This window comes from Flavobacterium sp. UBA6195 (assembly GCF_002422095.1).
In the GTDB taxonomy this organism is placed as follows: Bacteria; Bacteroidota; Bacteroidia; order Flavobacteriales; family Flavobacteriaceae; genus Flavobacterium.
Genome location: NZ_DITB01000093.1, coordinates 1 through 21,285, shown reverse-complemented (window position 1 = coordinate 21,285; position 21,285 = coordinate 1). Strand labels below are relative to the sequence as shown.

18 protein-coding genes and 1 pseudogene are annotated in these 21,285 nt (G+C 30.9%); 5 read left to right on the top strand and 14 right to left on the bottom strand.

From position 1 onward, the window contains the following. Positions 1 to 127 precede the first annotated feature (127 nt). The 12 genes from B4I81_RS08480 to B4I81_RS08425 form a co-directional block, all read right to left on the bottom strand. Positions 128 to 553 carry a protease complex subunit PrcB family protein gene (locus B4I81_RS08480; protein ID WP_291109631.1) on the bottom strand — a complete coding sequence of 142 codons (426 nt, stop codon included), beginning with the start codon at positions 551 to 553 and terminating at the stop codon, positions 128 to 130. Then, entirely contained in the window at positions 553 to 1,683 is a 1,131-nt protein-coding gene (gene bshA, locus B4I81_RS08475; RefSeq protein WP_291109629.1) for an N-acetyl-alpha-D-glucosaminyl L-malate synthase BshA, read from the bottom strand. The genes B4I81_RS08480 and bshA overlap by 1 nt, the downstream gene beginning before the upstream one ends. A gap of 65 nt (positions 1,684 to 1,748) precedes the next feature. Next, a complete protein-coding gene (locus tag B4I81_RS08470; RefSeq protein WP_291109627.1) occupies positions 1,749 to 2,204 on the bottom strand; it encodes a DUF1801 domain-containing protein in 456 nt (151 codons plus the stop codon). Positions 2,205 to 2,243: 39 nt separating this feature from the next. Next, complete coding sequence (locus tag B4I81_RS08465; protein WP_291109625.1) at positions 2,244 to 5,162, bottom strand: glycoside hydrolase family 3 N-terminal domain-containing protein; 2,919 nt, start codon at positions 5,160 to 5,162, stop codon at positions 2,244 to 2,246. Positions 5,163 to 5,306: 144 nt separating this feature from the next. After that, a complete protein-coding gene (gene serB / locus B4I81_RS08460; protein ID WP_291109623.1) occupies positions 5,307 to 6,530 on the bottom strand; it encodes a phosphoserine phosphatase SerB in 1,224 nt (407 codons plus the stop codon). A 2-nt stretch (positions 6,531 to 6,532) separates the two neighbouring features. Continuing rightward, positions 6,533 to 7,015 carry an ABC transporter ATPase gene (locus B4I81_RS08455; RefSeq protein ID WP_291109621.1) on the bottom strand — a complete coding sequence of 161 codons (483 nt, stop codon included), beginning with the start codon at positions 7,013 to 7,015 and terminating at the stop codon, positions 6,533 to 6,535. 2 nt (positions 7,016 to 7,017) lie between these two features. After that, a complete protein-coding gene (locus B4I81_RS08450; RefSeq protein ID WP_291109619.1) occupies positions 7,018 to 7,620 on the bottom strand; it encodes a hypothetical protein in 603 nt (200 codons plus the stop codon). 4 nt (positions 7,621 to 7,624) lie between these two features. Next, positions 7,625 to 8,413 carry a (Fe-S)-binding protein gene (locus B4I81_RS08445; RefSeq protein ID WP_291109617.1) on the bottom strand — a complete coding sequence of 263 codons (789 nt, stop codon included), beginning with the start codon at positions 8,411 to 8,413 and terminating at the stop codon, positions 7,625 to 7,627. A 32-nt stretch (positions 8,414 to 8,445) separates the two neighbouring features. Then, positions 8,446 to 9,768, bottom strand: coding sequence for a (Fe-S)-binding protein (locus B4I81_RS08440; protein ID WP_291109615.1), 1,323 nt, complete (start codon positions 9,766 to 9,768; stop codon positions 8,446 to 8,448). Positions 9,769 to 9,778: 10 nt separating this feature from the next. Continuing rightward, positions 9,779 to 10,732 (bottom strand): MlaD family protein, encoded by a 954-nt coding sequence (locus B4I81_RS08435; protein WP_291109613.1) that lies wholly within the window; start codon positions 10,730 to 10,732, stop codon positions 9,779 to 9,781. A gap of 35 nt (positions 10,733 to 10,767) precedes the next feature. Next, positions 10,768 to 11,883, bottom strand: coding sequence for an N-acetylmuramoyl-L-alanine amidase family protein (locus B4I81_RS08430; RefSeq protein WP_291109611.1), 1,116 nt, complete (start codon positions 11,881 to 11,883; stop codon positions 10,768 to 10,770). A 13-nt stretch (positions 11,884 to 11,896) separates the two neighbouring features. Further along, positions 11,897 to 12,985, bottom strand: a complete 1,089-nt coding sequence (locus tag B4I81_RS08425; protein WP_291109609.1) for an N-acetylmuramoyl-L-alanine amidase family protein — start codon at positions 12,983 to 12,985, stop codon at positions 11,897 to 11,899. Positions 12,986 to 13,070: 85 nt separating this feature from the next. On the opposite strand from B4I81_RS08425, the gene B4I81_RS08420 reads away from it, so the two are divergent. Both B4I81_RS08420 and B4I81_RS08415 read left to right on the top strand, forming a co-directional pair. After that, complete coding sequence (locus tag B4I81_RS08420; protein WP_414655096.1) at positions 13,071 to 15,740, top strand: putative LPS assembly protein LptD; 2,670 nt, start codon at positions 13,071 to 13,073, stop codon at positions 15,738 to 15,740. Between the two features lie 15 nt (positions 15,741 to 15,755). Beyond that, on the top strand, positions 15,756 to 16,136 hold the full coding sequence (locus B4I81_RS08415; protein WP_291109605.1) for a RidA family protein: 381 nt from the start codon (positions 15,756 to 15,758) through the stop codon (positions 16,134 to 16,136). Between the two features lie 7 nt (positions 16,137 to 16,143). Here B4I81_RS08415 and ung read toward each other — a convergent pair whose 3' ends face one another. Next, complete coding sequence (gene ung, locus B4I81_RS08410) at positions 16,144 to 16,809, bottom strand: uracil-DNA glycosylase (protein ID WP_291109603.1); 666 nt, start codon at positions 16,807 to 16,809, stop codon at positions 16,144 to 16,146. Between the two features lie 83 nt (positions 16,810 to 16,892). On the opposite strand from ung, the gene B4I81_RS08405 reads away from it, so the two are divergent. Together B4I81_RS08405 and B4I81_RS08400 are read left to right on the top strand one after the other, a co-directional pair. After that, the gene (locus tag B4I81_RS08405) at positions 16,893 to 19,061 is read left to right on the top strand and encodes an endonuclease MutS2 (RefSeq protein ID WP_291109601.1); all 2,169 of its coding nucleotides are present in this window, start codon (positions 16,893 to 16,895) and stop codon (positions 19,059 to 19,061) included. 57 nt (positions 19,062 to 19,118) lie between these two features. Continuing rightward, entirely contained in the window at positions 19,119 to 19,541 is a 423-nt protein-coding gene (locus B4I81_RS08400; protein ID WP_291109599.1) for a thiol-disulfide oxidoreductase DCC family protein, read from the top strand. A gap of 231 nt (positions 19,542 to 19,772) precedes the next feature. Here the strand turns inward: B4I81_RS08400 and aroC are convergent, their stop codons facing one another. Beyond that, positions 19,773 to 20,834 carry a chorismate synthase gene (aroC, locus tag B4I81_RS08395; RefSeq protein ID WP_291109597.1) on the bottom strand — a complete coding sequence of 354 codons (1,062 nt, stop codon included), beginning with the start codon at positions 20,832 to 20,834 and terminating at the stop codon, positions 19,773 to 19,775. 218 nt (positions 20,835 to 21,052) lie between these two features. Here aroC and B4I81_RS08390 point away from each other — a divergent pair. Continuing rightward, positions 21,053 to 21,285 (top strand): annotated as a pseudogene (locus B4I81_RS08390) (hypothetical protein); the annotation flags it as partial.

The window sequence follows — 21,285 nt, the reverse complement described above, 5'->3', positions numbered from 1 at the left end:
GGTTTAGGACAACAATTAAATCTTACTGCAACAGAAGGTAATGCAGTTAATGCTTTCTTAAGAGCATTATCTGGAACTGATGGTTATACAAATCAAAAATGGTCTAATCCTTTTAATTAATATTTAATTATTCAATTATTAATTTATTTCCTTTTGGAATCAAAACGATACAAAAAGGCGAGGTAATTACAGCTGTAACTATTTCGCCTTTTTTTGGAACTATTTCATTTTTCTTTACCAAAATGGTTTGATTGTCATTTCTAACTGAATCTATATCAATTGAATAGCCTCCTGAGTTTTTTTGCCCCTGAAATAATACCAAAACATTTTTCGTTTTAAAATCTACTTTTAAAAAATTAGCATATTGAGATTCGTCTAATTTTAAAGATTCTATAAAATTTATGTAAGTCTCATTATCTTGAATTAAAAGATGCCCTGGTTTTTCTGAACCACCAAAATCACTTTTATGTATTATAGTGAATGAATTATCCGAAATAACTTTAGTATTACTGCATGACATTATCAAGAATAAAATGGGAAGAATTTTGATCATTATTTAGAATTTAAAGCTTTAAAATATACTTTTTCGTATAAGGGTACAATATTATGGATATCAAATAGCTTGGCTGTTTCTAAAGCATTCACTTTAAATTGGGCTAATTTATCCTCATTTTTTAACAAAGAAATAGCATCACTACTCATTTTAGCAACATCGCCAACATCACTCAAATAACCAGAAAAGTCATTTTTATTTACTTCGGGAAGTCCACCAGAATTACTCGAAATTACAGGAACACCGCAAGCCATTGCTTCTAAAGCGGCTAATCCGAAACTTTCTGTTTCTGAAGGTAATAAGAACAAATCGGAAAAACATAAAATTTTATCAATTTCATTACTATTTCCAAAGAAAATCACTTTGTTTTGAATTCCTAATTGTTCACATAATTGCTCTGCTCTTTCTTTTTCTGGACCTTCACCTACCATCATTAATTTTGATGGCACTTCTTTCTGAATTTCATAAAAAATTCTAACTATATCTTCGATACGCTTTACTTTTCTAAAATTAGAAATATGAGTTATGATTTTCTCGTCCTCATTAGCCATTAACGAACGATGGCATGGAATATTTTCTTTTAGTTTTTCTTTGTTTAATTCAATGAAATTTGGAATAACTTGGATTTCATTTGTAATATCAAATAAGCGATATGTATCGTCTTTTAAGCTTTGTGAAACGCTCGTTACCACATCCGATTTATTGATACTGAAACTTACTGCAGGCTTGTAAAATGGATGATTCCCAACTAAAGTAATATCGGTTCCGTGCAATGTTGTTACCATTGGAATATGAATACCTTCATCTGCTAACATCTGCTTTGCCATATAACCTGCATACGCATGTGGAATGGCATAATGTACATGTAAAACATCAATTTTGTATAATTTTACCATATCCACTAACTTACTCGAAAGTGCTAATTCATATGGCTGATAGTGGAACAACGGATACTCGGGAACGTGAACTTCATGATAATGCACATTCGGATTTAACAATGCCAACCGCACGGGTTGACTGTATGTAATAAAATGAATGTCGTGACCTCTTTTGGCTAATTCCAAACCCAATTCGGTGGCCACAACACCACTTCCTCCAAATGTAGGATAACAAACTATCGCAATTTTCATCTATTTAAATTTTGAAATAAAATTACCACATCTAACGTTGGCAATTCTAAAACATTTGTTAAAAGTTATTTTTTAAAAGCCGCTTCGTAAGTAGCTATCCAATCTTGTACTGTGATTTTTTTTACTAATTCACCAATCAATTCAAACGGTATATTTTCTGGCTTTTTGATGCGCAAACAGCTTTTGCCAATATCTAATTTTTGCTTTGAATGTTTTGGATATTCGGTTACAAACCAATCGTATAATTCAGGTTTTGCATAAATTCCCATATGATAAAAATTGATGCTATTTTTCTGACTTGCAAATGACATAAATGGTAATGCTTGTTTAGGATCACAATGATATCCTTGAGGATAAATAGAATGTGGCACAACATAACCCGCCATACCATACCCCATGCCTTCTTGAAATCCTTCTGGAAGATTCTCTAAAATAACATTTCTTAATTTATGTAACGCTTCTCTTCTGTCTTCTGGAGCTTCGTTGATATATTGTTCTACTGTAGTTGCTTTTGATGTCATCTTTAATTGGTTGAATTTTATAAATTAAATTTACAATAATTAATCAACAATAGCTTCGTAAATTAATTTTTGAATATTTTCTCTAATATTTTCTTTAGATAATTTATTAGTTGCATTTGAATCTGGATATGTTCTGTTAGATAAGAAAACATAAACAATTTCTTTTTCAGGATCAGCCCAAGTCATGGTACCTGTAAATCCGGTATGCCCGAAACTTGTTAATGAAACACAACCACATGTTGGTCCTTCATTTCCTAATTGTGGTTTATCAAACCCAACTCCTCTTCTATTGCCCTCCTTACAAAAATAACAGGTATTGAACATGTTAAATGTGTTTTCAGAAATATAAGTTCTTCCACCATAAGTTCCTTTTTGAAGATACATTTGCATCACTTTAGCTACATCCAAAGCATTGGCAAACAAACCCGCATGACCTGAAATTCCACCTTGCATAGCAGCAGCCATATCATGAACATATCCTTGAATTACTTGATGTCTAAAATACGTATCATTTTCCGTTGGAATAATCAAATTAGAATTCACTTTTCGTAACGGATTATACATGATAGAATTGGCTCCAAGTGGTTCATAAAAATTAGTATGCGCTAAATCTTCAAGCGATTTTTTATTGTGCATTTCCAAATATTCTTTAAATAGAATAAATGTAAAATCGCTGTATTTGTATTGTTTTTTTGGTAATAATTCGCTGTCCAAAATAGTTTTAACAATCGAATCATTGTAGTCTTTTCTTAAGTATAATTTATCGGCAACATGAATAGGAAATTCTTCAGAAAATTCACTTCTATAATAATGTGTACTAGGTCGGTTTAAACTGTCTAAAGTAGCTTTATAAAAAGGAATCCAAGGTTGAAAACGTGCTTGATGTGTAAGCATATCTAAAACCGTTGCATTAGCTTTATTTGAATTTTTTGCTTCAGGCAACATGGCTTTTAGCTTTGTTTCTAAAGTTAGATGTCCTTGATCAAATTCTCTCATTACATTAGGTAAAGTAGCCACAATTTTTGTCAAAGAAGCAATATCATAAATATCAGTATTAGTCACTTTTTGGCTTGACTCATAGGTATGATTTCCGAATGATTTTTGGTAAATAACTTTTCCTTTTCGAGCAACAACTACTTGAAGACCAGGTGTCATTTTCTTAGATATAGCGTAATTGGCAATGGAATCAATTTTAGTTAAAACTTTAGAATTCATACCCACGTTTTCTGGAATTGTAAACCCTAAACGTTCTATTTCTAATGTTTCAATTCCTTCATTTACTTTGAATTCGTCATCAATTGAAACAGGCAATTTTCCTTTTGCTCCCATGGCTCCAAAAATAATTTGAGGGGCAATCGTTTGTGCAATATCATTGTTTTGATATGCCATAACTATAGTTTCAATATCTTCGAAGTTTTTCAAATTCGTAAGCGAATATGGCTTCGTAAAACAAGTTAAAATTACATCGTTTTGCTTTGCAATTTGGTTTATCCAAAGCATTTCTTTGAAATTTAAATTGTGATTTCTCCAGGCACCATCTTGCTTATGATACCCAATAATTACTTTCGTATAATCTTGCAATTGTACTAAAACAGAATCTAAATTTTTGTTTGTAATTTCACTAATTGAAGCGTAATTTCTCAAATTAGCTAAAAATGTATCTGATTTATCGTTTCCTAATTTAATGTAGGCAATTTTCTCTTTTTCAATATCGCGAATAGGAACTAATTTATCATGATTTTTGATTACTGTTACTGCGTTTTCGTATAATTTATAATTCAAAGCGTCATATTCAACTGCATTCAAATCTTGATACAAATTATCTAAAACGATTGGTTGATAGTTGTTCAAGTTCGCTTTGTATTTATACGCTAAAATCTTTTTTACCGAATACATCAAACGATCTTCTGTAATAATTCCAGCATCGAAAGCTTCTTTGAATTTTTTAATCGCAACCGGAACATTTTCCGCAAATAACAATACGTCATTTCCTGCTAAAAATGCTTCTAAATCAATATCACCAGGTTTTTTAAAATTACTTGCGCCTTTCATATTCAAGGCATCGGTAAAAATTAAACCTTCAAATTGCAATTCTTTTTTTAAGATATCTGTAACAACCGGATACGAAATGGATGTTGGATAATTTTCTCTCGGTTCTAAACTTGGCACATTCAAATGCGCCACCATAACACTAGTTAAGCCATTTTTAATCAATTCTTTATATGGAAAAAGTTCTACATCGTTCAAACGATTTCTATCGAAATTTACTATCGGTAATGTATGATGTGAATCAGTTGATGTATCACCATGACCAGGAAAATGTTTCGCTGTTGCATAAACTCCTTCATCTTGTAAACCTTTCATTAAGGCAATGGCTCTAGCGGTAACGTTTTCTTTAGTTTCTCCAAACGAACGATTGCCAATAATTGGATTTTTAGGATTTGTATTAATATCAACAACTGGAGCAAAATTGAAATGAATTCCCATTCGTTTTGATTGTTTTGCCATTTGATTTCCCGCTTTTTCAATCAATTTCATGTCTTGAACTGCTCCAAGCGTCATGTTCCAAGGATAACGATAGGTAGAATCCAATCGCATGCTTAAACCCCATTCGGCATCAATTCCGATGAACAATGGCACTTTTGATTTTGCTTGATAACGATTTGTCAACTTAGCTTGACGCACTGGTCCGCCTTGAAAGAAAATCAGACCTCCAATTTTATATTCCTCAACTAAATTATCGATGGATTTATTGTGTGCTTCATCTTTATTTGAATAAGCGGCAACCATAAACAACTGCCCCACTTTTTCTTCAAACGAAAATTGGTTGTAAATACTGTCGACCCAAACTTGTTGGGAAACCACTTTTTTAGCCGTTAAAATAGGTTTAGTTGTATTTTGGGAAAATAATATATGTGTGAAAACTACCGAAAACAGTAGGGTGAGCACTCTTTGCATAAATAATAGTTTGATTTTTTAACTTAGATCTAAATTCATGCCAAAATACTACATCTTAGCTTTAAAATAAAGCGTTTTAGGTTTATTTTATGAAGAAAGTTGTTAACTAGGGATTCTATTTTTTTTTACGAAGATATGAATAGACTAATCCATTAAATCAATATGACGATCGTGATAACCTAATAAATATAAAACTCCATCTAAACCAATGCTTGAAATAGAACTTTGTGCGTTGTCTTTTACTTTGGGTTTTGCATGAAAAGCAATTCCTAAACCAGCTAAATTTAGCATGGGTAAATCGTTAGCACCATCACCAACAGCGATTGTTTGATTGATGTGAATTCCTTCTTTTTGTGCGATTTCTTTTAAATATTCTGCTTTTTTATTTCCGTCTACAATTTCACCAATATATCCACCGGTTAGCACTCCATCTTTGATTTCTAATTCATTGGCATAAACGTAATCGATTCCTAATTCTTTTTGTAGATATTTTCCAAAATAGGTAAATCCACCTGATAAAATTGCCGTTTTGAAACCGTATGATTTTAATGTACCAATTAATCTTCTTGTACCTTTTGTGATGGGTAAATTAATAGCAACTTCTTCTAGAACTTCTTCACTTAAACCTTTTAAAAGAAGCATTCTTTGCTTGAAGCTTTCTTGAAAATCAATTTCGCCTTGCATGGCTGATTCCGTAATGGCTTTTACTTGTTCTCCAACACCCGCGAGTTCTGCTAATTCATCAATTACTTCAGTTTGGATTAGAGTGGAATCCATATCAAAGCAAACTAAACGTCTGTTTCTTCTAAAAATATTGTCTTCTTGAAAGGCAATATCTAAATTTAAGTCACTCGAAATTTGCATAAATCGTGACGTGAATTCCGATTTATTATGTATTACACCACGAATTGATAACTGAATACAAGCTCTTGGGTAATCTTCCTCTTTTATTAAAGATGCTCTACCAGTTAGTCTTTTTATAGCATCGATATTCAAATTTTTTTCAGATATAACCTTGGTTACCTCTGAAATGTGCTTAGCAGTTAATTTATCTCCTAAAAGAGTTACAATATAACGATCTTTACCTTGTAAACTTACCCAATTCTCATAATCATCAAGAGTAATTGGTGTAAACTTTGCTTTAATTCCTAATTCGTATGATTTGAACAATAAATCCTTTAATACAGCAGCAGATTTTTTTCCAGATTTGATTTGAAAAAGAATACCTAAGGATAAAGTATTGTGAATATTAGCTTGACCTATATCCAAAATTTTTGCATCATATTCAGATAAAACAGCAGTTAGTGAAGATGTTAATCCGGGTTCGTCTTGACCTGAAATATTGAGTAAAAAAATCTCGGTATCCATTGCTAAAAAAAACGATTATGCCAACTTTCACTAGCAGGAACTTCCCAAAAATCTTGTAATTCGCCAAGTGTGTTCAATAAATTATTAAATACGATAGTATTTTCTGACACTGCTTTTTCCTTAGCCATCTTTTTAAATTCGATAAGCGGTTTAAATGCTACATGATCGCCAACTTTAAAGGTAACGTTCATTTTATCTAACAAATCTACATTATATTTTTGTTCTAAATTTTGTATAAATTGTACTGAAGCATCAATTGAACAACCTGTAGCAGTTTGTACTTCTTGGTTTACCGCAATAATAATAAAACGATTGTATCGAGTTACGAAAGAAGCTTCAAGATGCTGCCCATGTGATGTCCAATTCTCCAAAAAGAATTTTAGTTCTGTTTCAATTTCTTGAATTTCTTCATCAGAGAATTTTCTATTCGATTGATATATCCAAATTTTAGATTCTTCTGGTAAGGTATCAAATGGTACGTACATGATTATTTTTTTATTATATCAGAAATAATTTTAAACGAAATAAACTTTGCTATTTTGGCATCAAAAAGTTCCATTTCATAATAAGTAACGTCAACAAGATCTTTAACTTTTAAAACTTTATCTGTTAGTAAGAAAGAATTATCAAAATTACCTAATAAAATAAATTGATTGATTTTTCCTGAGTCTTCTTTTACTTTTAAGGATAGAAATTGATCTGATTTTATTTCAACAACACTACCTGATATTGTTAATTCATTAAAATCTGCATCAGTGTTATTTTCTTCATCGTCTAACATAAATTTGAATACTGTAGGACATTTTAAACCCATTTTTTTTCCAATGTCATATCCTAATTCTTCCATTTTTTTATCGTCTGAAACGATATCTATACCATAGTGTTTTTCTACATCTTTCTCAAAAATATTAATTCCTTCCAATAAACATATTCCAAGAGTTAACTCGAAATTATCTTTTGTAATTTCTTGTTTATTTGTGCATTCGCAAGCATTATCAGATAGTTTATCGATAAGTTCTTCTTTCGTAAGATTTTGAGAATATGAAAAACTTACAAATAGTAAAACAATGATGCATATTTTTTTTTTCATTTTATTAACCTTGAGCGTTAGCAATTATTTCAGCAATATCTAACACTTTAATATCATTTTCTTTGTGTGCAAATTTTACACCATCAGTCATCATTGTGTTACAATACGGACAACCCGTAGCTATAATATTTGGAGTAGTCTCAAGAGCATCTTGTGTTCTTAAAACATTAATTTCCATATTTCCTTTTTCAGGTTCTTTAAACATTTGGGCACCACCAGCTCCACAACACAAAGCATTATTTTTACTTCGTTTCATCTCAACAATTTGAGCATTGGTTTGTGATAATATCTCTCTAGGAGCTTGATATTCATTATTAGCTCTGCCTAAATAACAGGGGTCATGAAATGTAATACGGCTTCCTTTATATGTGTCTTTATTGAAGCTTATGCGACCATCTTTTAAAAGTTGCTGAATAAACTGAGTATGGTGAACAACTTCATAATTCCCCCCCAAACTTGGATATTCATTTTTTAAACAATTAAATGAATGCGGATCGCAGGTTACGATTTTTTTAACTTCATATGCATTAAGCAATTCAATATTCATTAAAGCTTGCATTTGAAATAAAAACTCATTTCCAGCTCTTTTTGCGACATCACCTGTACAACTTTCTTCACTTCCTAAAACAGCAAAGTTAACATTTGCTTTATTTAATATTTTAACGAAAGCTCTAGATATTTTTTTTGCTCTGTCATCGAAACTACCAGCAGAACCTACCCAAAATAAAATTTCAGGTTGTTTTCCTTCGGCCATCATTTGGGCCATTGTTGGTACAATTAAATTTTCTGACATATTATATACTATTTAAGATAGTTAATGTAAAATTATTCGTTAACCCAATTTAATCTATCCATTTGATTATAAGGCCAAGGCGCACCATTGTTTTCAATATTACTCATCATATTGTTTAATTCCATTGGAGCAGCACTTTGTTCCATTACCAAATAACGACGCATATCGATAATAATTGATAACGGACTAATATTAATTGGACATTCTTCCACACAAGCATTACAAGTTGTACAAGCCCATAATTCTTCTGTAGTAATGTAATCGTTTAATAATGATTTTCCATCATCCACAAAAACTCCTTTATTCAAATCAATATTTCTTCCAACTTCCTCTAGACGATCACGAGTATCCATCATAATCTTACGCGGCGATAATTTTTTACCTGTTTGGTTCGCTGGACAAGATGAAGTACAACGGCCACACTCGGTACAACTGTAAGCGTTTAATAACTGCACCCAATTTAAATCTTGAACATCTGAAGCGCCAAACTTAGCTGGCACAGCATCAGGATTTGCTGGCGCTGCAAACGGATCTGCATTTGGATCCATCATTAATTTTACTTCGTTAGTAACACTTTCTAAATTATTTAATTTCCCTTTCGCATTTAAATCTGCAAAGTACGTATTTGGGAAAGCTAATAAAATATGTAAATGTTTAGAGAAATATAAATAGTTTAAGAAAACTAAAATTCCGGCAATGTGTAACCACCAAGCGGCTCTTTCAATAACTACTACTAATCCTTCACTCATTCCGTTGAACATTGGTGCAATGAATTGAGAAATTGGAAAACTTCCTGCTTGATTATAATGACCTATTCCTAAATTTTGCAAATGGAAATCAGCTGCATTCATTACTAAGAATAATGTCATTAAAACAACTTCAAAATACAAAATGTAATTGGCATCGTTTCTTGGTTTACCATCTAAATCTGAACTTTCAAAACGACCTAATTTGGTTACGTTTCTTCTAATCCAAAATATGATTACTGCAACTAAAACTAAAAATGCTAAAATTTCAAATGAGCCAATTAATACATCATAAAATCCGCCCATGAACGATAAAACACGGTGTGTTCCAAAAAGTCCGTCGATAATAATTTCGATAACTTCGATATTAATAATTACGAAACCTACATAAACCACAATATGTAAAAATCCTGCAATTGGACGCTTTACCATTTTAGATTGACCTAAAGCAACCATAGTCATATTCTTCCAACGTTCAGAAGCATTATCACTTCGATTTACATCTTGACCTAATTTGATATTACGAATTAGTTTTTTTACATTAATTGCAAAATAACCAATACCCGCTCCTAAAAGCAATGCGAATAAAATATTATCTAGAAAACCCATTGTTTATAATTTATTTTTTAATTGTGTCATTAACAGGCGCTACATAAGGTTTATTTTTCTTACCAAAAAGAGAAACATTAACGTAACGTGTTGGATTTAAGCGAAGATCTTGAAGCAATAACTCTAATTCTTTCGAAGTCTTAGTAAAATTATTGTACATAGCATCGTCTTTCACTAATTTACCAACGGTTCCGTTACCTTTTTCTATTTCAGACATAATTTTGTCTACACTTGCTAATGTTTTTTCTAAATTTTTAACTGTTTGACCTAAGTTAGCTTTTGCAAGTGAATCAGACATTTTAGAAAAATTAGCAGACGTTTTATCTAAATTAGTCATTGCTGAATTGATTTTCAATTTGTTCTCAGCAAGCATTTCATTTACATTTTTAGATACTACACTGAATTCAGAAAGTGTTTTATTCAATTCAGCTATACTGTTCTTAATATTTTTCTTTGTACTAGCATCCAAAACGTCATTAATATTAGATATCATGGCATCCGCGTTATCCAAAAGTTTTTGCACTTTGTATTGAAGTGGTTCTAATTGTTGTGCCAAGGCATCAGTAATACCTAGTTTACTACTAGCTTTTAAATAGTCACCAGATTTGATGTAATTTTTATCTTGGAAATTGGGCTTAATAGCAATTTGCCTTCCTCCTACTAGACCAGAATCGTAGATTTCGGCAATACTAGATTTTGATATGGGAAAATCAGTAGTGATTTGCATTTCAACCAATAACTTACCATCTGATTGAATATTAATTGAATTAACTTTCCCAATTGCCAATCCATTTAATGTTACTGGTGCAGAATCTACAAGCCCAGCTACATTATCATAGACAACATAAATTCTAGTACTACTACTAAATAGGTCTTTTCCTTTTAAAAAATTATATCCCCAAATAAACAATAATATCGATACGATAACGAGGATGGCGGTTTTGATTTCTCTTGTTAGTTTCAAAGCTTAATAATTTTTAACAAAATTAAACTTTTATTTTATTTAATTGCATCGGAAAGGCTTATTTTTATTCCATCTTTATAAGCAACAATAAAAGCTGTTGAGTAACCTTTTTGTTTTGCAATTTCTAGTTTCTGTTTGGCAGTATCATAACTTTTTTCTGAACCATAAAAGTATTTAAATAAACTGCCTGTTGATTCTACTGAAATTGGAGTTAAACCCTTGAAATTTGATGGAAAAGTATCTAGTTCATTAACACTAGCTGCTATTTGAATTTTAAAAATTATTCCTTTTTCTGAAATTTTTTCCACAGTTTTTTTTGGAATCTCTTTTTTGATAATTTCTATTTCTTCTTTGTTATCTTCTGGTATATTTGATTTTACATTGTCATTATTTGAAGGATTAAAAAATTCTTTTTTATAATCCATAATGGCTCCTGCTATAGCTTCGGCCAACTGCTCTTGTCCTTCAATTGAATTCAAGAATTCTCCTTCTTCTTTATTAGATACAAAGCCCATTTCAATTAGTACTCTTGGCATTGATATTTGTCTTAAAACTAAGAATCCAGCTTGTTTAACTCCTCTGTTTTTATTTTGAGTTTTTTTCATGAAGAACTCTTGAACCCTTCCTGCTAATTCAATGCTTTGATCTAAATGTTCTTCTTGAAGAATTGAAATACCGATTACTGATTCTGGTGAATTTGGATCAAAACCATCATATTTAATTTTGTAATCCTTTTCTAAAGTAACTACTTCATTTTCGTTTTTTGCTACTTCTAAATTAGAGGTATTTCTTGTTATTCCCATAACAAAGGTTTCATTTCCAGATGCAGCAAGGTTTTTATTAGCATTACAATGTATAGAAACAAAAATATTTCCTTTCGCTTTATTTGCAATATTTGCACGCTGTTGTAATTCAATAAAAACGTCCGTTTTTCTAGTGTAAATAATTTCAATTTCAGAATCTTTTTCTAATAATGAACCTACTTGTAAAACTGTTTTTAAAGCAATATTTTTCTCGATATTTCCATGGTATACTGCACCATAATCTTTACCTCCATGACCAGCATCAAGAATTACTTTGAATTTTTGACTTTGACTATAAATCGTAAAAACATTGAATAGTGCAAGAGTAAAAAAAAATCCTTTAAACATATGAAATGAATTATTAATTTGTTACAGTTACAATAAAAGCAGATGCATATCCTTTTTTCTTAGCTTCTTCTAATTTCATTTTGCATGCATTGTAATCATTTTCTTCACCGTAAAAATATTTGTAAATTTTTCTTTCTTTTTGAACAGTTATTCCTTTCAAACCTTTAAAATTAGAGGGTTTTGTATCTATTTTATTAGGACTTGCCGAAATTTGAACCTTATAAAAAGTTTTATTTAATTTTGAGTTTTCTTGAACTTTATCAGTTGTAATTTTAGGATTATTTACAGTTCTATTTGAAATTATAGATTCTGGTTCAATAACATCATTACCATTAAAAAAATTACTTTTGTATTTTAAAATTGCATTGGTAATTGATTTCGACATTTCTTCCTTTCCTTTATCTGAATCTAAATACCTAGCTTCGTCAGGATGTGAAACAAAACCTAATTCAATCAAAACACCTGGCATAACTGTTGCATCCAAAACCCAAAGAGGTTGTTGATGAACACCTTTGTCCTTTCTATTTAATTCATCACGAAATTGATTTTGAATCAAAGTTGCTAATTCTATGCTTTGTAATAAAGATTCTTCTTGAATTATTTTTAAACCAATTAACGTTTCCGGATTATTGGGGTCAAACCCTTTATATTTTGTTTTATAGTCCGTTTCTTGAAAAATTACAGCATTTTCTGTTTTTGCAATTTCTAAATTAGTCCCTGTTCTTGACATCCCCATTACCAATGTCATGGCACCAATTGGGTTTCCAGATTTAACAGAGTTACAATGAACCGAAATGAACAAATTAGCTTTAGCTTTATTTGCTATATTTGCTCTTTCTCTTAATTCAACAAAAACATCAGTTTTTCTTGTATATACTACTTCAATCTCATTATTCTTTTCTAAGATTTTACCAATTTTTAGCACAACATCTAAAACAACATCTTTTTCTTTAACACCGTTTTTTACTGCTCCAGGATCTTTTCCTCCATGACCGGCATCTAAAACTACTTTAAATTTACTGCTATTTTGAGCAAATCCAGTATTAAACGTTAAGAATAAGAGCAATAAAAATAAATAATTTGTATTTTTTGTTAATGGCATAAAACAATTGCTAGGTTTATAAGTTATAATTTTATTAAAACATTATTTTTGCAAAAAAATATATGTAAGTTTGACACTTCAAAAAGTGAGCCAAATTTTTACAAAAATACTATTAAAAGCATTGCACAACAAGTTAATTCATATCGTTTTTTCAGTAATTTTTCTAACATTAGGAACAACTTTTGTTTTTTCGCAAAAAAATCCTACGACAAATACAGTTACTTTAACTAAATCTGAGTTTGAAAAAGTTAAAGATTCAACTAAAATCGACACCATAAAAAAGAAAAAGCCCTTCTTAGATGGTGTGGTTAATATGAAAGCAAAGGTATACGAAAAACTAGATCAAAAGAAAAAAACGGTAACACTTCATGATGAAGCTGAAATATACTACACTGATTTTGAATTGAAAGCCGGTAGAATTGTTTTGGATTATGAGAAAAATTTAGTCTATGCAGGTAGATTAAAAGACTCCGCTGGAAATTATTATCAAAGACCCGTATTTAAACAAGGACAAAGCATAATTGAACCTGACTCTATAATATTTCATACCAAATCTAAAAGAGCCAAGGTATGGAATTCAAGAACGAAACAAGATGAACTTTATATTAAAGCTGAAATTTCTAAGAAAGAAAATGATTCTGTCTATTTTATGAAGAATGCACGTATGACAACTTCAAAAAACATAGATGAACCAGAATATTACTTCCTTGTTAGAAAAGTTAAATTTGTTCCTAAGAAAAAAGTTGTTGCAGGTTTAACAAATATGGTTATTATGGATGTTCCTACTCCTATTGGTCTTCCTTTTGCTTATTTCCCTATGTCAGAAAAAAATACATCTGGTTTTATAATGCCAACACCAGGTCAAAATAATAGACAGGGCTATTTTCTTCAGAATGGGGGTTATTATTTTGCCTTAAGTGATCATTATGATTTAGCTGTTTTAGGAGATTACTACACTAATGGAAGTTACGGATTAAGATTAGAAAGTAATTATGTAAAACGCTATAATTTCAATGGAAGATTAAACTTTAGATTTGAAAATAATATTACAAGTGAAAAAGGATTTCCTGATTATCTAAAATCAAAACAATATAACATTCAATGGTCACACGCACAAGATGCAAAAGCTTCCCCTAATTCTAGATTCTCTGCTTCTGTAAATTTGGGAAGTAGTCAGTATTTTAGACAGTCTGTAAATATGAATAATGTTGGGTCTAGATTGAATAATAATTTAAGTTCATCTGTTTCATTTTCAAAAACATTTAATTCTATTCCTCAGGTTAACTTATCTGTTTCTGCAACACATTCGCAAAATACAAATACAAAAGTGATAAACATGACTTTACCTACTTTTCAAGCTAGTGTTGATCGTGTATTTCCTTTTGCTTCAAAAGACGGAATTAAAAAAGGGATCATAAAAAACATAAATTTTCAATATAATTTAAGGGGAGAAAATAGAATTCAAACAAATGACTCGTTATTTTTTACTTCTCAAATGTTTAAAGATGCTAAGTCAGGTTTTCAACATACAATTCCCATAAGTACTAATTTCAAAATTTTTAAGTATTTCAGTGTAACCGCAAGTACAACTTATAATGAAACTTGGGTAATGAATACAATAAGAAAAAGATTTAATTCAACTGATAATAAAGTTGAAACAACAAATGTGAATGGTTTTGAAGCTTTTAGAACCTATAATTTTAATGCTGGAATTGGAACAACAATTTATGGAACATTTAATTTTGGAGAAGATAAAAAAATACAAGCGATTAGACATGTAATGCGTCCAAATATTGGATATGGTTATACCCCAAATTTTAATCAATATTTTGAAAAATATGCATTAGATGCTACTGGTGTAAACTTTGGTGATTATACAAAATTTGAAGGAGGTATTTTTGGTGCTCCTGCTAATAATTTTTCTAATAGTATGAATTTTTCTTTAAGCAATACTTTTGAGGCAAAAGTTAGAGATGACAAAAGTTCTAAAGAAGAAACTAAAAAAGTTATGCTTTTAAATAATCTTAATTTAGGAGTTCGTTATGACATAGCTGCTGATTCATTAAAATGGTCTGAAATTTCATTATCAGGAAGTACACAATTGTTTAAGCAAAAAATGAATGTGAATTTTGCAGCTATCTTAGATGCTTTTGCTATTGATAACTCTGGAAGAAGAATTGATAAATTGAATATTGATAATGGTGGAAGCTTATTGAGAATTCCGCGAGCAAATATGACAATAAACTATAATTTTTCAAGTAGTGATTTTGGTCCTAAAAGTAAAGAAAGCCAACAAAATATTCAAAATGGTGGAACAAATGATGATTTATTCGGAAGATCTGTTGATTTAAGTGATTCTAGACAAAGTTTATTTGATAAAGATAAAGAAGATGAAAGTGAAAAGAAATTAGAATGGTTTAGTTACAAAATTCCATGGGATTTACGATTTGCATATTCTGTAACATACAACAACACAAACAGACAAAATGAAATCCAATCGCATTCTTTAATGGCTTCTGGTAATATTGAATTAGCACCAAGATGGAAAGTAGGATTTTCGTCAGGATATGATTTTAAACAAAAAGGAGTAACATTTACTCAATTACGATTTGAGCGAGATTTAGAAAGTTGGAGAATGAGTTTCAATTGGGTTCCTTTTGGAACAAATACTTGGGGATTTTTTATTGGTATTTCTTCCTCAATATTTAGCGATATTAAATATGAAAAACGACAATTACCAGATAGAGTATTTTAAAATTAATCTATTTATATGAAAAAAATTATTCAAACAGATAAAGCACCATTGCCAATTGGACCTTATAATCAAGCCATACTAGTTGGAAATACTTTATATACGTCTGGACAAATTGCTTTAAATCCTGAAACAATGGAATTGGTTTTAGATGATATCGAAACCGAGACCAAACAAGTAATGGAAAATATGAAAGCAGTTTTAGTTGCTGCAGATATGACTTTTGAAAATGTTGTAAAAACTTCCATATTTATTATAAATATGGGCGATTTTGCAAGAATTAATTCCGTTTATGGAAGCTATTTTAGTGAAGATACTGCTCCTGCAAGGGAAACCGTTCAAGTAGCTTGTTTACCAAAAAATGTCAATATAGAAATTTCGATGATAGCTATTAAATAAGAGATTTTTACCATTCAATCTCACATTTAGCATTTACTTTCAAATACTCATTCGTCAATTTAAAATGATTGTTTCCAAACCACATGCCTCTATTGGCACTTAAAGGTGATGGATGTCCGCTTTCTAAAACCAAATGTTTTTCTCTGTCAATGAGCTTTCCTTTTTTCTGAGCAAAACTACCCCATAACAAAAACACCACGTTTTCCGATTGTTCGTTTATTAAATCAATCACGGCATCCGTAAAAAGATTCCACTTCAAATGTTTGTGGCTGTTAGCTTCGTCTTTTCTTACTGTTAAACCCGCATTTAACAACAAAACGCCTTGCTTGGCCCAACGCTCTAAATTTCCTGATGTTGGGAAAAGAATTCTATCGTATTCCCTATTAATTTCTGTAAAAATATTTTTCAACGAAGGTGGAATTGCCACACCATCATTTACCGAAAAACACAAACCATTCGCCTCACCTGTTCCATGATAAGGATCTTGTCCAATAATGACCACTTTGGTATCTTGAAAATCAAATTGCTCAAAAGCTGAAAAAATGAGTTCTTTTGGCGGAAAACAAGTCGTTGTGGCATATTCTTGCTCCACTTGTTGCATCAATTCTACAAAATACGGCTTCTGAAATTCAGACGCTAACAAGGTTTCCCAACTCTGATTTTTGATAAACATTTTATAATTTTTACCAAAAATATAAATTTCTGTTGCAATATGGATTTATTACTTTGTAACTTTGACCTACCAGAAAAAGAAAAATGATTTCGATTACAGAAAAAACGCTACAAGATTTAGAATACAATACGGTTTTAGAAACCATTGCTAGTCGCTGCAACACCGATATTGGTGAAAAAAAAGCCATGGCCATAACTCCGTTTACAAATAGAGAAGAACTGCTCATTAACTTAAAACAGACTTCTGAATATTTGTCATCATTTTCGAACAATAACGCTATCCCTAATCACGGATTTGAGAACATCAACTACGAACTAAAATTCTTAGCTATCGAAGATAGTTTCTTAGAAGTAGGTAGTTTCAAAAAGATTGCTAATCTATCAGAAACTGCGATTACGTTGATTCAATTTTTAAAGAAGTTCGAAGATTATTATCCAAATTTATACCAAAAAGCGTCTCAAATTGATATTGTAAAATTGATTATCCAACGTATCGACGAAGTAGTTGATAAATTCGGAATCATAAAAGACAACGCTTCTCCTGATTTAGTGGACATTAGAAGAAATATAAATCTAGTTCGAGGTAAAATTAACCAAAGCTTTGGTATGGCATTGAGTCAGTATAATTCGCTTGGTTATTTAGATGATATCAAAGAAACGGTAGTTGAAAATCGCAGAGTTTTAGCGGTTTTAGCGATGTATCGAAGAAAAGTAAAAGGCTCCATTTTAGGAAGTTCTAAAACAGGAAGTATTGCTTACATCGAACCCGAAGCAGCCCAACGCTATTCTCGAGAACTCAACAATTTAGAATACGAAGAGCGTGAAGAAATCATGAGAATTTTAAAACGCTTAACGAATGAAATTCGTCCATTTACCGAAACGATTGCGGCTTATCAAGACTTTTTAAGTGATGTTGATGTAATTGCTGCTAAAGCAAAATATGCCAATAAAATCAACGGTATTCTACCGAATATAATCGAAGAAAAGCGCATGTTTTTCCGAGAAGCCTACCACCCTATTTTGTATTTAAACAACAAGGAAAAGAAAGCCGTTACCTATCCGCAAACCATCGAATTACATAACGAAAGTCGCATTATTGTAATTTCAGGTCCTAATGCTGGTGGAAAAACTATTTCTTTGAAAACCGTAGGATTACTACAATTGATGTTACAAAGTGGGATATTAATTCCAGTTCACGAACGGAGCGAAACGTTTTTATTCGACAGAATTTTAACAGATATTGGAGACAATCAATCCATTGAAAATCATCTAAGTACCTATAGCTACCGTTTGAAGAACATGAACTATTTCTTAAAGAAATGTAACGCTAAAACCTTATTCTTAATTGATGAATTTGGAACGGGTTCTGACCCTGAATTGGGAGGTGCTTTAGCGGAAACCTTTTTAGAAGAATTCTATGCTCGCGAGGCTTTCGGAATAATTACAACACATTACAGCAATTTAAAAATATTAGCTAACGAATTACCTTTTGCTACCAATGCCAACATGATGTTTGATGAGAAATCATTAGAACCAATGTATAAATTGATATTAGGTCAGGCAGGAAGTTCGTTTACATTTGAAGTTGCACAAAAAAATGGTATTCCTTACGGATTAATTAATCGCGCCAAAAAGAAAATTGAAGGTGGAAAAGTACGTTTTGACAAAACCATTGCAACCCTTCAAAAAGAGCGTTCCAAATTAGAGAAAACCTCTTTAACATTAAAAGAAGAAGAAGCAAAAGCGCGTGAGGAAAGCAAAAAAATGGAAACCATCAATGCGAAAATTCAAGACAAATTAGAGCGCTATCAAGAATTATATGATGCAAATCAGCGTTTAATTTACATTGGACAAAAAATTGATGATATTTCCGAGAGTTACTTCAATAACAAAGACAAAAAAGCGTTAATTGGTGAGTTTTTGAAAATGGTGGAAATTGAAAATTCGAAACGTAGAAAACTTTCAGCTAAAGAAAAGAAAGTTAAAGAAGTCATTCAGAAAAAAGTAGAAGAAGAAGTAAAAGTTAAGGTAGAAGAAATTCGCACCGTTAAAAAAGAAAAGAAAATCAAAGCTAAAATTGAAGAAGAAAATAAACCAAAAGTAATTCTAAAAGTCGGAGACCGAGTACGAATGAAAGATGGTAAAGCAATTGGTACAATTGACGCTATTGAAAAATCGAAAGCTACTGTAAACTATGGCATTTTTACTTCAAAAGTAAGTTTAGAACAATTGGAATACGTACAACCTGTTTAATATTTTTTCCAATTTTTTATTTGAAATTGACATTGAATTTGAACTTGACATTGATATATGAATATAGAAGACTTACCTAAAGATAAAAAAATCATATTATTTGATGGCGTATGTAATTTATGCGATTCGTCTGTTCAATATGTAATCAAGCATGATAAAAAAGATATTTTCCGATTTGTTGCATTGCAATCAGAATTAGGACAAAATATATTAAAACATATTGGAATTAATCCAATTCACACGGATAGCATCGTTTTGTATGAACCTGGAATCTCTTATTTTTATAAATCTACTGCCGCTTTAGAAATAGCAAAAGGATTAAGTGGAATCTTTACTTTAGCTACTATTTTTACTTTGTTACCTTCAGGAATTCGAGATTTTATTTACGATTATGTAGCAAGAAATCGCTACAAATGGTATGGTAAAAAAAAAATCTGTATGATTCCTACACCTGAATTAAAAGCCAAGTTTTTAGAATAGATTTACATGATAATTATCAGGTAATAAATAAATGGTTAAGTTTACTTTTGTATAAATTCTAACCTTTATAATTATGGCAAATTTATTATTACCACTTTATTCTCACAGCAATGGAGCTTTTATAATGATCATTGTTTTTTTATTAGTAATCTTAGGTTTAGTTGGAGCTGTTATGTTAATGATGAATAGTGATAAAAAGAAAAAAAACGACCAGTAGTTTGGTCGTTTTTTTTATAAATATACTTTGTTTTGTAAATAGTAATCTGCAATAACTAAAGCGGCCATAGCTTCTACAATAGGAACTGCTCTTGGAACGACACATGGATCATGGCGCCCTTTTCCTTTTTGTTCAATAATTTCACCTTCATTAGTTAATACTTCTTGGACTTGTAATAAAGTTGCCACAGGTTTAAAGGCAACTCTAAAATAAATATCCATTCCGTTTGAAATACCACCTTGTATTCCTCCTGATAAATTACTTTTTGTAGTTCCATCTGGATTAAAAGAATCATTGTGTTCACTACCTTTCATTTTAGCGCCACAAAAACCACTTCCAAATTCAAATCCTTTTACTGCATTAATTGATAACATAGCTTTTCCTAATTCGGCATGCAATTTATCAAAAACAGGTTCTCCTAAGCCAATTGGAACATTTTGTATTACACAAGTAATAGTTCCTCCAACTGTATCACCTTGTTTTTTTATAGTTTTAATGTAACTTTCCATTTTTTCAGCAGTGATTACATCTGGACAACGAACCACATTAGTTTCAATTTTTGTGAAATCTAAATCTTGGTAAGGTTTGTCAATAAAAATTTCACCAACAGAAGAAACAAATGCATTAATTTTGATTTCTGGAATTATTTGCTTTGCAATAGCACCACCTACTACTCTACTAACTGTTTCTCTAGCAGAACTTCGTCCTCCACCACGATAATCGCGAATCCCATATTTTTGTTTGTAAACATAATCCGCGTGGCTTGGTCGATACGAGTCTTTAATATGTGAATAATCATCTGACTTTTGATTGGTGTTTGAAATTAGAAATCCTATTGGAGTACCAGTAGTTTTTCCTTCAAAAATCCCAGATAATATTTGGACATCATCCTCTTCTTTTCGTTGGGTAACAATTGCAGATTGACCTGGTTTTCTTCTTTGCATCTCTTGTTTAATAAACTCAAGATTTAAAGTAATTCCTGCAGGACATCCATCCAAAATTCCCCCTAATGCTTCTCCGTGAGATTCTCCAAAAGTGGTTAGTTGTAATAATTTTCCAAAAGTATTTCCTGCCATTTGTATTGATAAATTATTTATTCGAATAACAAATGTAATGATATTTTAATTTTCTTTATCATGCTTGATAGTGATAGAACAATAAAAAATAAAATATTGTAATTTTGGTAGACATAATATCTTTATTGAATTATATTATTAGTGTATTTGTGCCTGTAAAACAAAAACGGCATGAAATTTGTAAAAATTTAGCTATATTTGTAAAAATTTTTATTATTATGAAAAAAGTTATTTTATCTGCTTTTATGCTACTAGGATTAGCATTTAGCACCCAAGCGCAGGATATTTCAAAAAATGCGTTAGGATTACGTTTAGGTGATAATGATGGATTTGGAGGCGAAATTTCTTATCAAAGAGGTATTGGTTCTAATAATCGTTTGGAATTTGATTTAGGATGGAGAAACAGTAAAGATGTTGATGCTTTTAAATTAGTGGGACTTTATCAATGGGT

Excerpts from the sequence above, each read along its gene's own strand:
- B4I81_RS08480 (WP_291109631.1), bottom strand. The coding sequence starts at position 553 with ATGATCAAAATTCTTCCCATTTTATTCTTGATAATGTCATGCAGTAAT.
- bshA (WP_291109629.1), bottom strand. The coding sequence starts at position 1,683 with ATGAAAATTGCGATAGTTTGTTATCCTACATTTGGAGGAAGTGGTGTT.
- B4I81_RS08470 (WP_291109627.1), bottom strand. The coding sequence starts at position 2,204 with ATGACATCAAAAGCAACTACAGTAGAACAATATATCAACGAAGCTCCA.
- B4I81_RS08465 (WP_291109625.1), bottom strand. The coding sequence starts at position 5,162 with ATGCAAAGAGTGCTCACCCTACTGTTTTCGGTAGTTTTCACACATATA.
- serB (WP_291109623.1), bottom strand. The coding sequence starts at position 6,530 with ATGGATACCGAGATTTTTTTACTCAATATTTCAGGTCAAGACGAACCC.
- B4I81_RS08455 (WP_291109621.1), bottom strand. The coding sequence starts at position 7,015 with ATGTACGTACCATTTGATACCTTACCAGAAGAATCTAAAATTTGGATA.
- B4I81_RS08450 (WP_291109619.1), bottom strand. The coding sequence starts at position 7,620 with ATGAAAAAAAAAATATGCATCATTGTTTTACTATTTGTAAGTTTTTCA.
- B4I81_RS08445 (WP_291109617.1), bottom strand. The coding sequence starts at position 8,413 with ATGTCAGAAAATTTAATTGTACCAACAATGGCCCAAATGATGGCCGAA.
- B4I81_RS08440 (WP_291109615.1), bottom strand. The coding sequence starts at position 9,768 with ATGGGTTTTCTAGATAATATTTTATTCGCATTGCTTTTAGGAGCGGGT.
- B4I81_RS08430 (WP_291109611.1), bottom strand. The coding sequence starts at position 11,883 with ATGTTTAAAGGATTTTTTTTTACTCTTGCACTATTCAATGTTTTTACG.
- B4I81_RS08425 (WP_291109609.1), bottom strand. The coding sequence starts at position 12,985 with ATGCCATTAACAAAAAATACAAATTATTTATTTTTATTGCTCTTATTC.
- B4I81_RS08415 (WP_291109605.1), top strand. The coding sequence starts at position 15,756 with ATGAAAAAAATTATTCAAACAGATAAAGCACCATTGCCAATTGGACCT.
- ung (WP_291109603.1), bottom strand. The coding sequence starts at position 16,809 with ATGTTTATCAAAAATCAGAGTTGGGAAACCTTGTTAGCGTCTGAATTT.
- B4I81_RS08405 (WP_291109601.1), top strand. The coding sequence starts at position 16,893 with ATGATTTCGATTACAGAAAAAACGCTACAAGATTTAGAATACAATACG.
- B4I81_RS08400 (WP_291109599.1), top strand. The coding sequence starts at position 19,119 with ATGAATATAGAAGACTTACCTAAAGATAAAAAAATCATATTATTTGAT.
- aroC (WP_291109597.1), bottom strand. The coding sequence starts at position 20,834 with ATGGCAGGAAATACTTTTGGAAAATTATTACAACTAACCACTTTTGGA.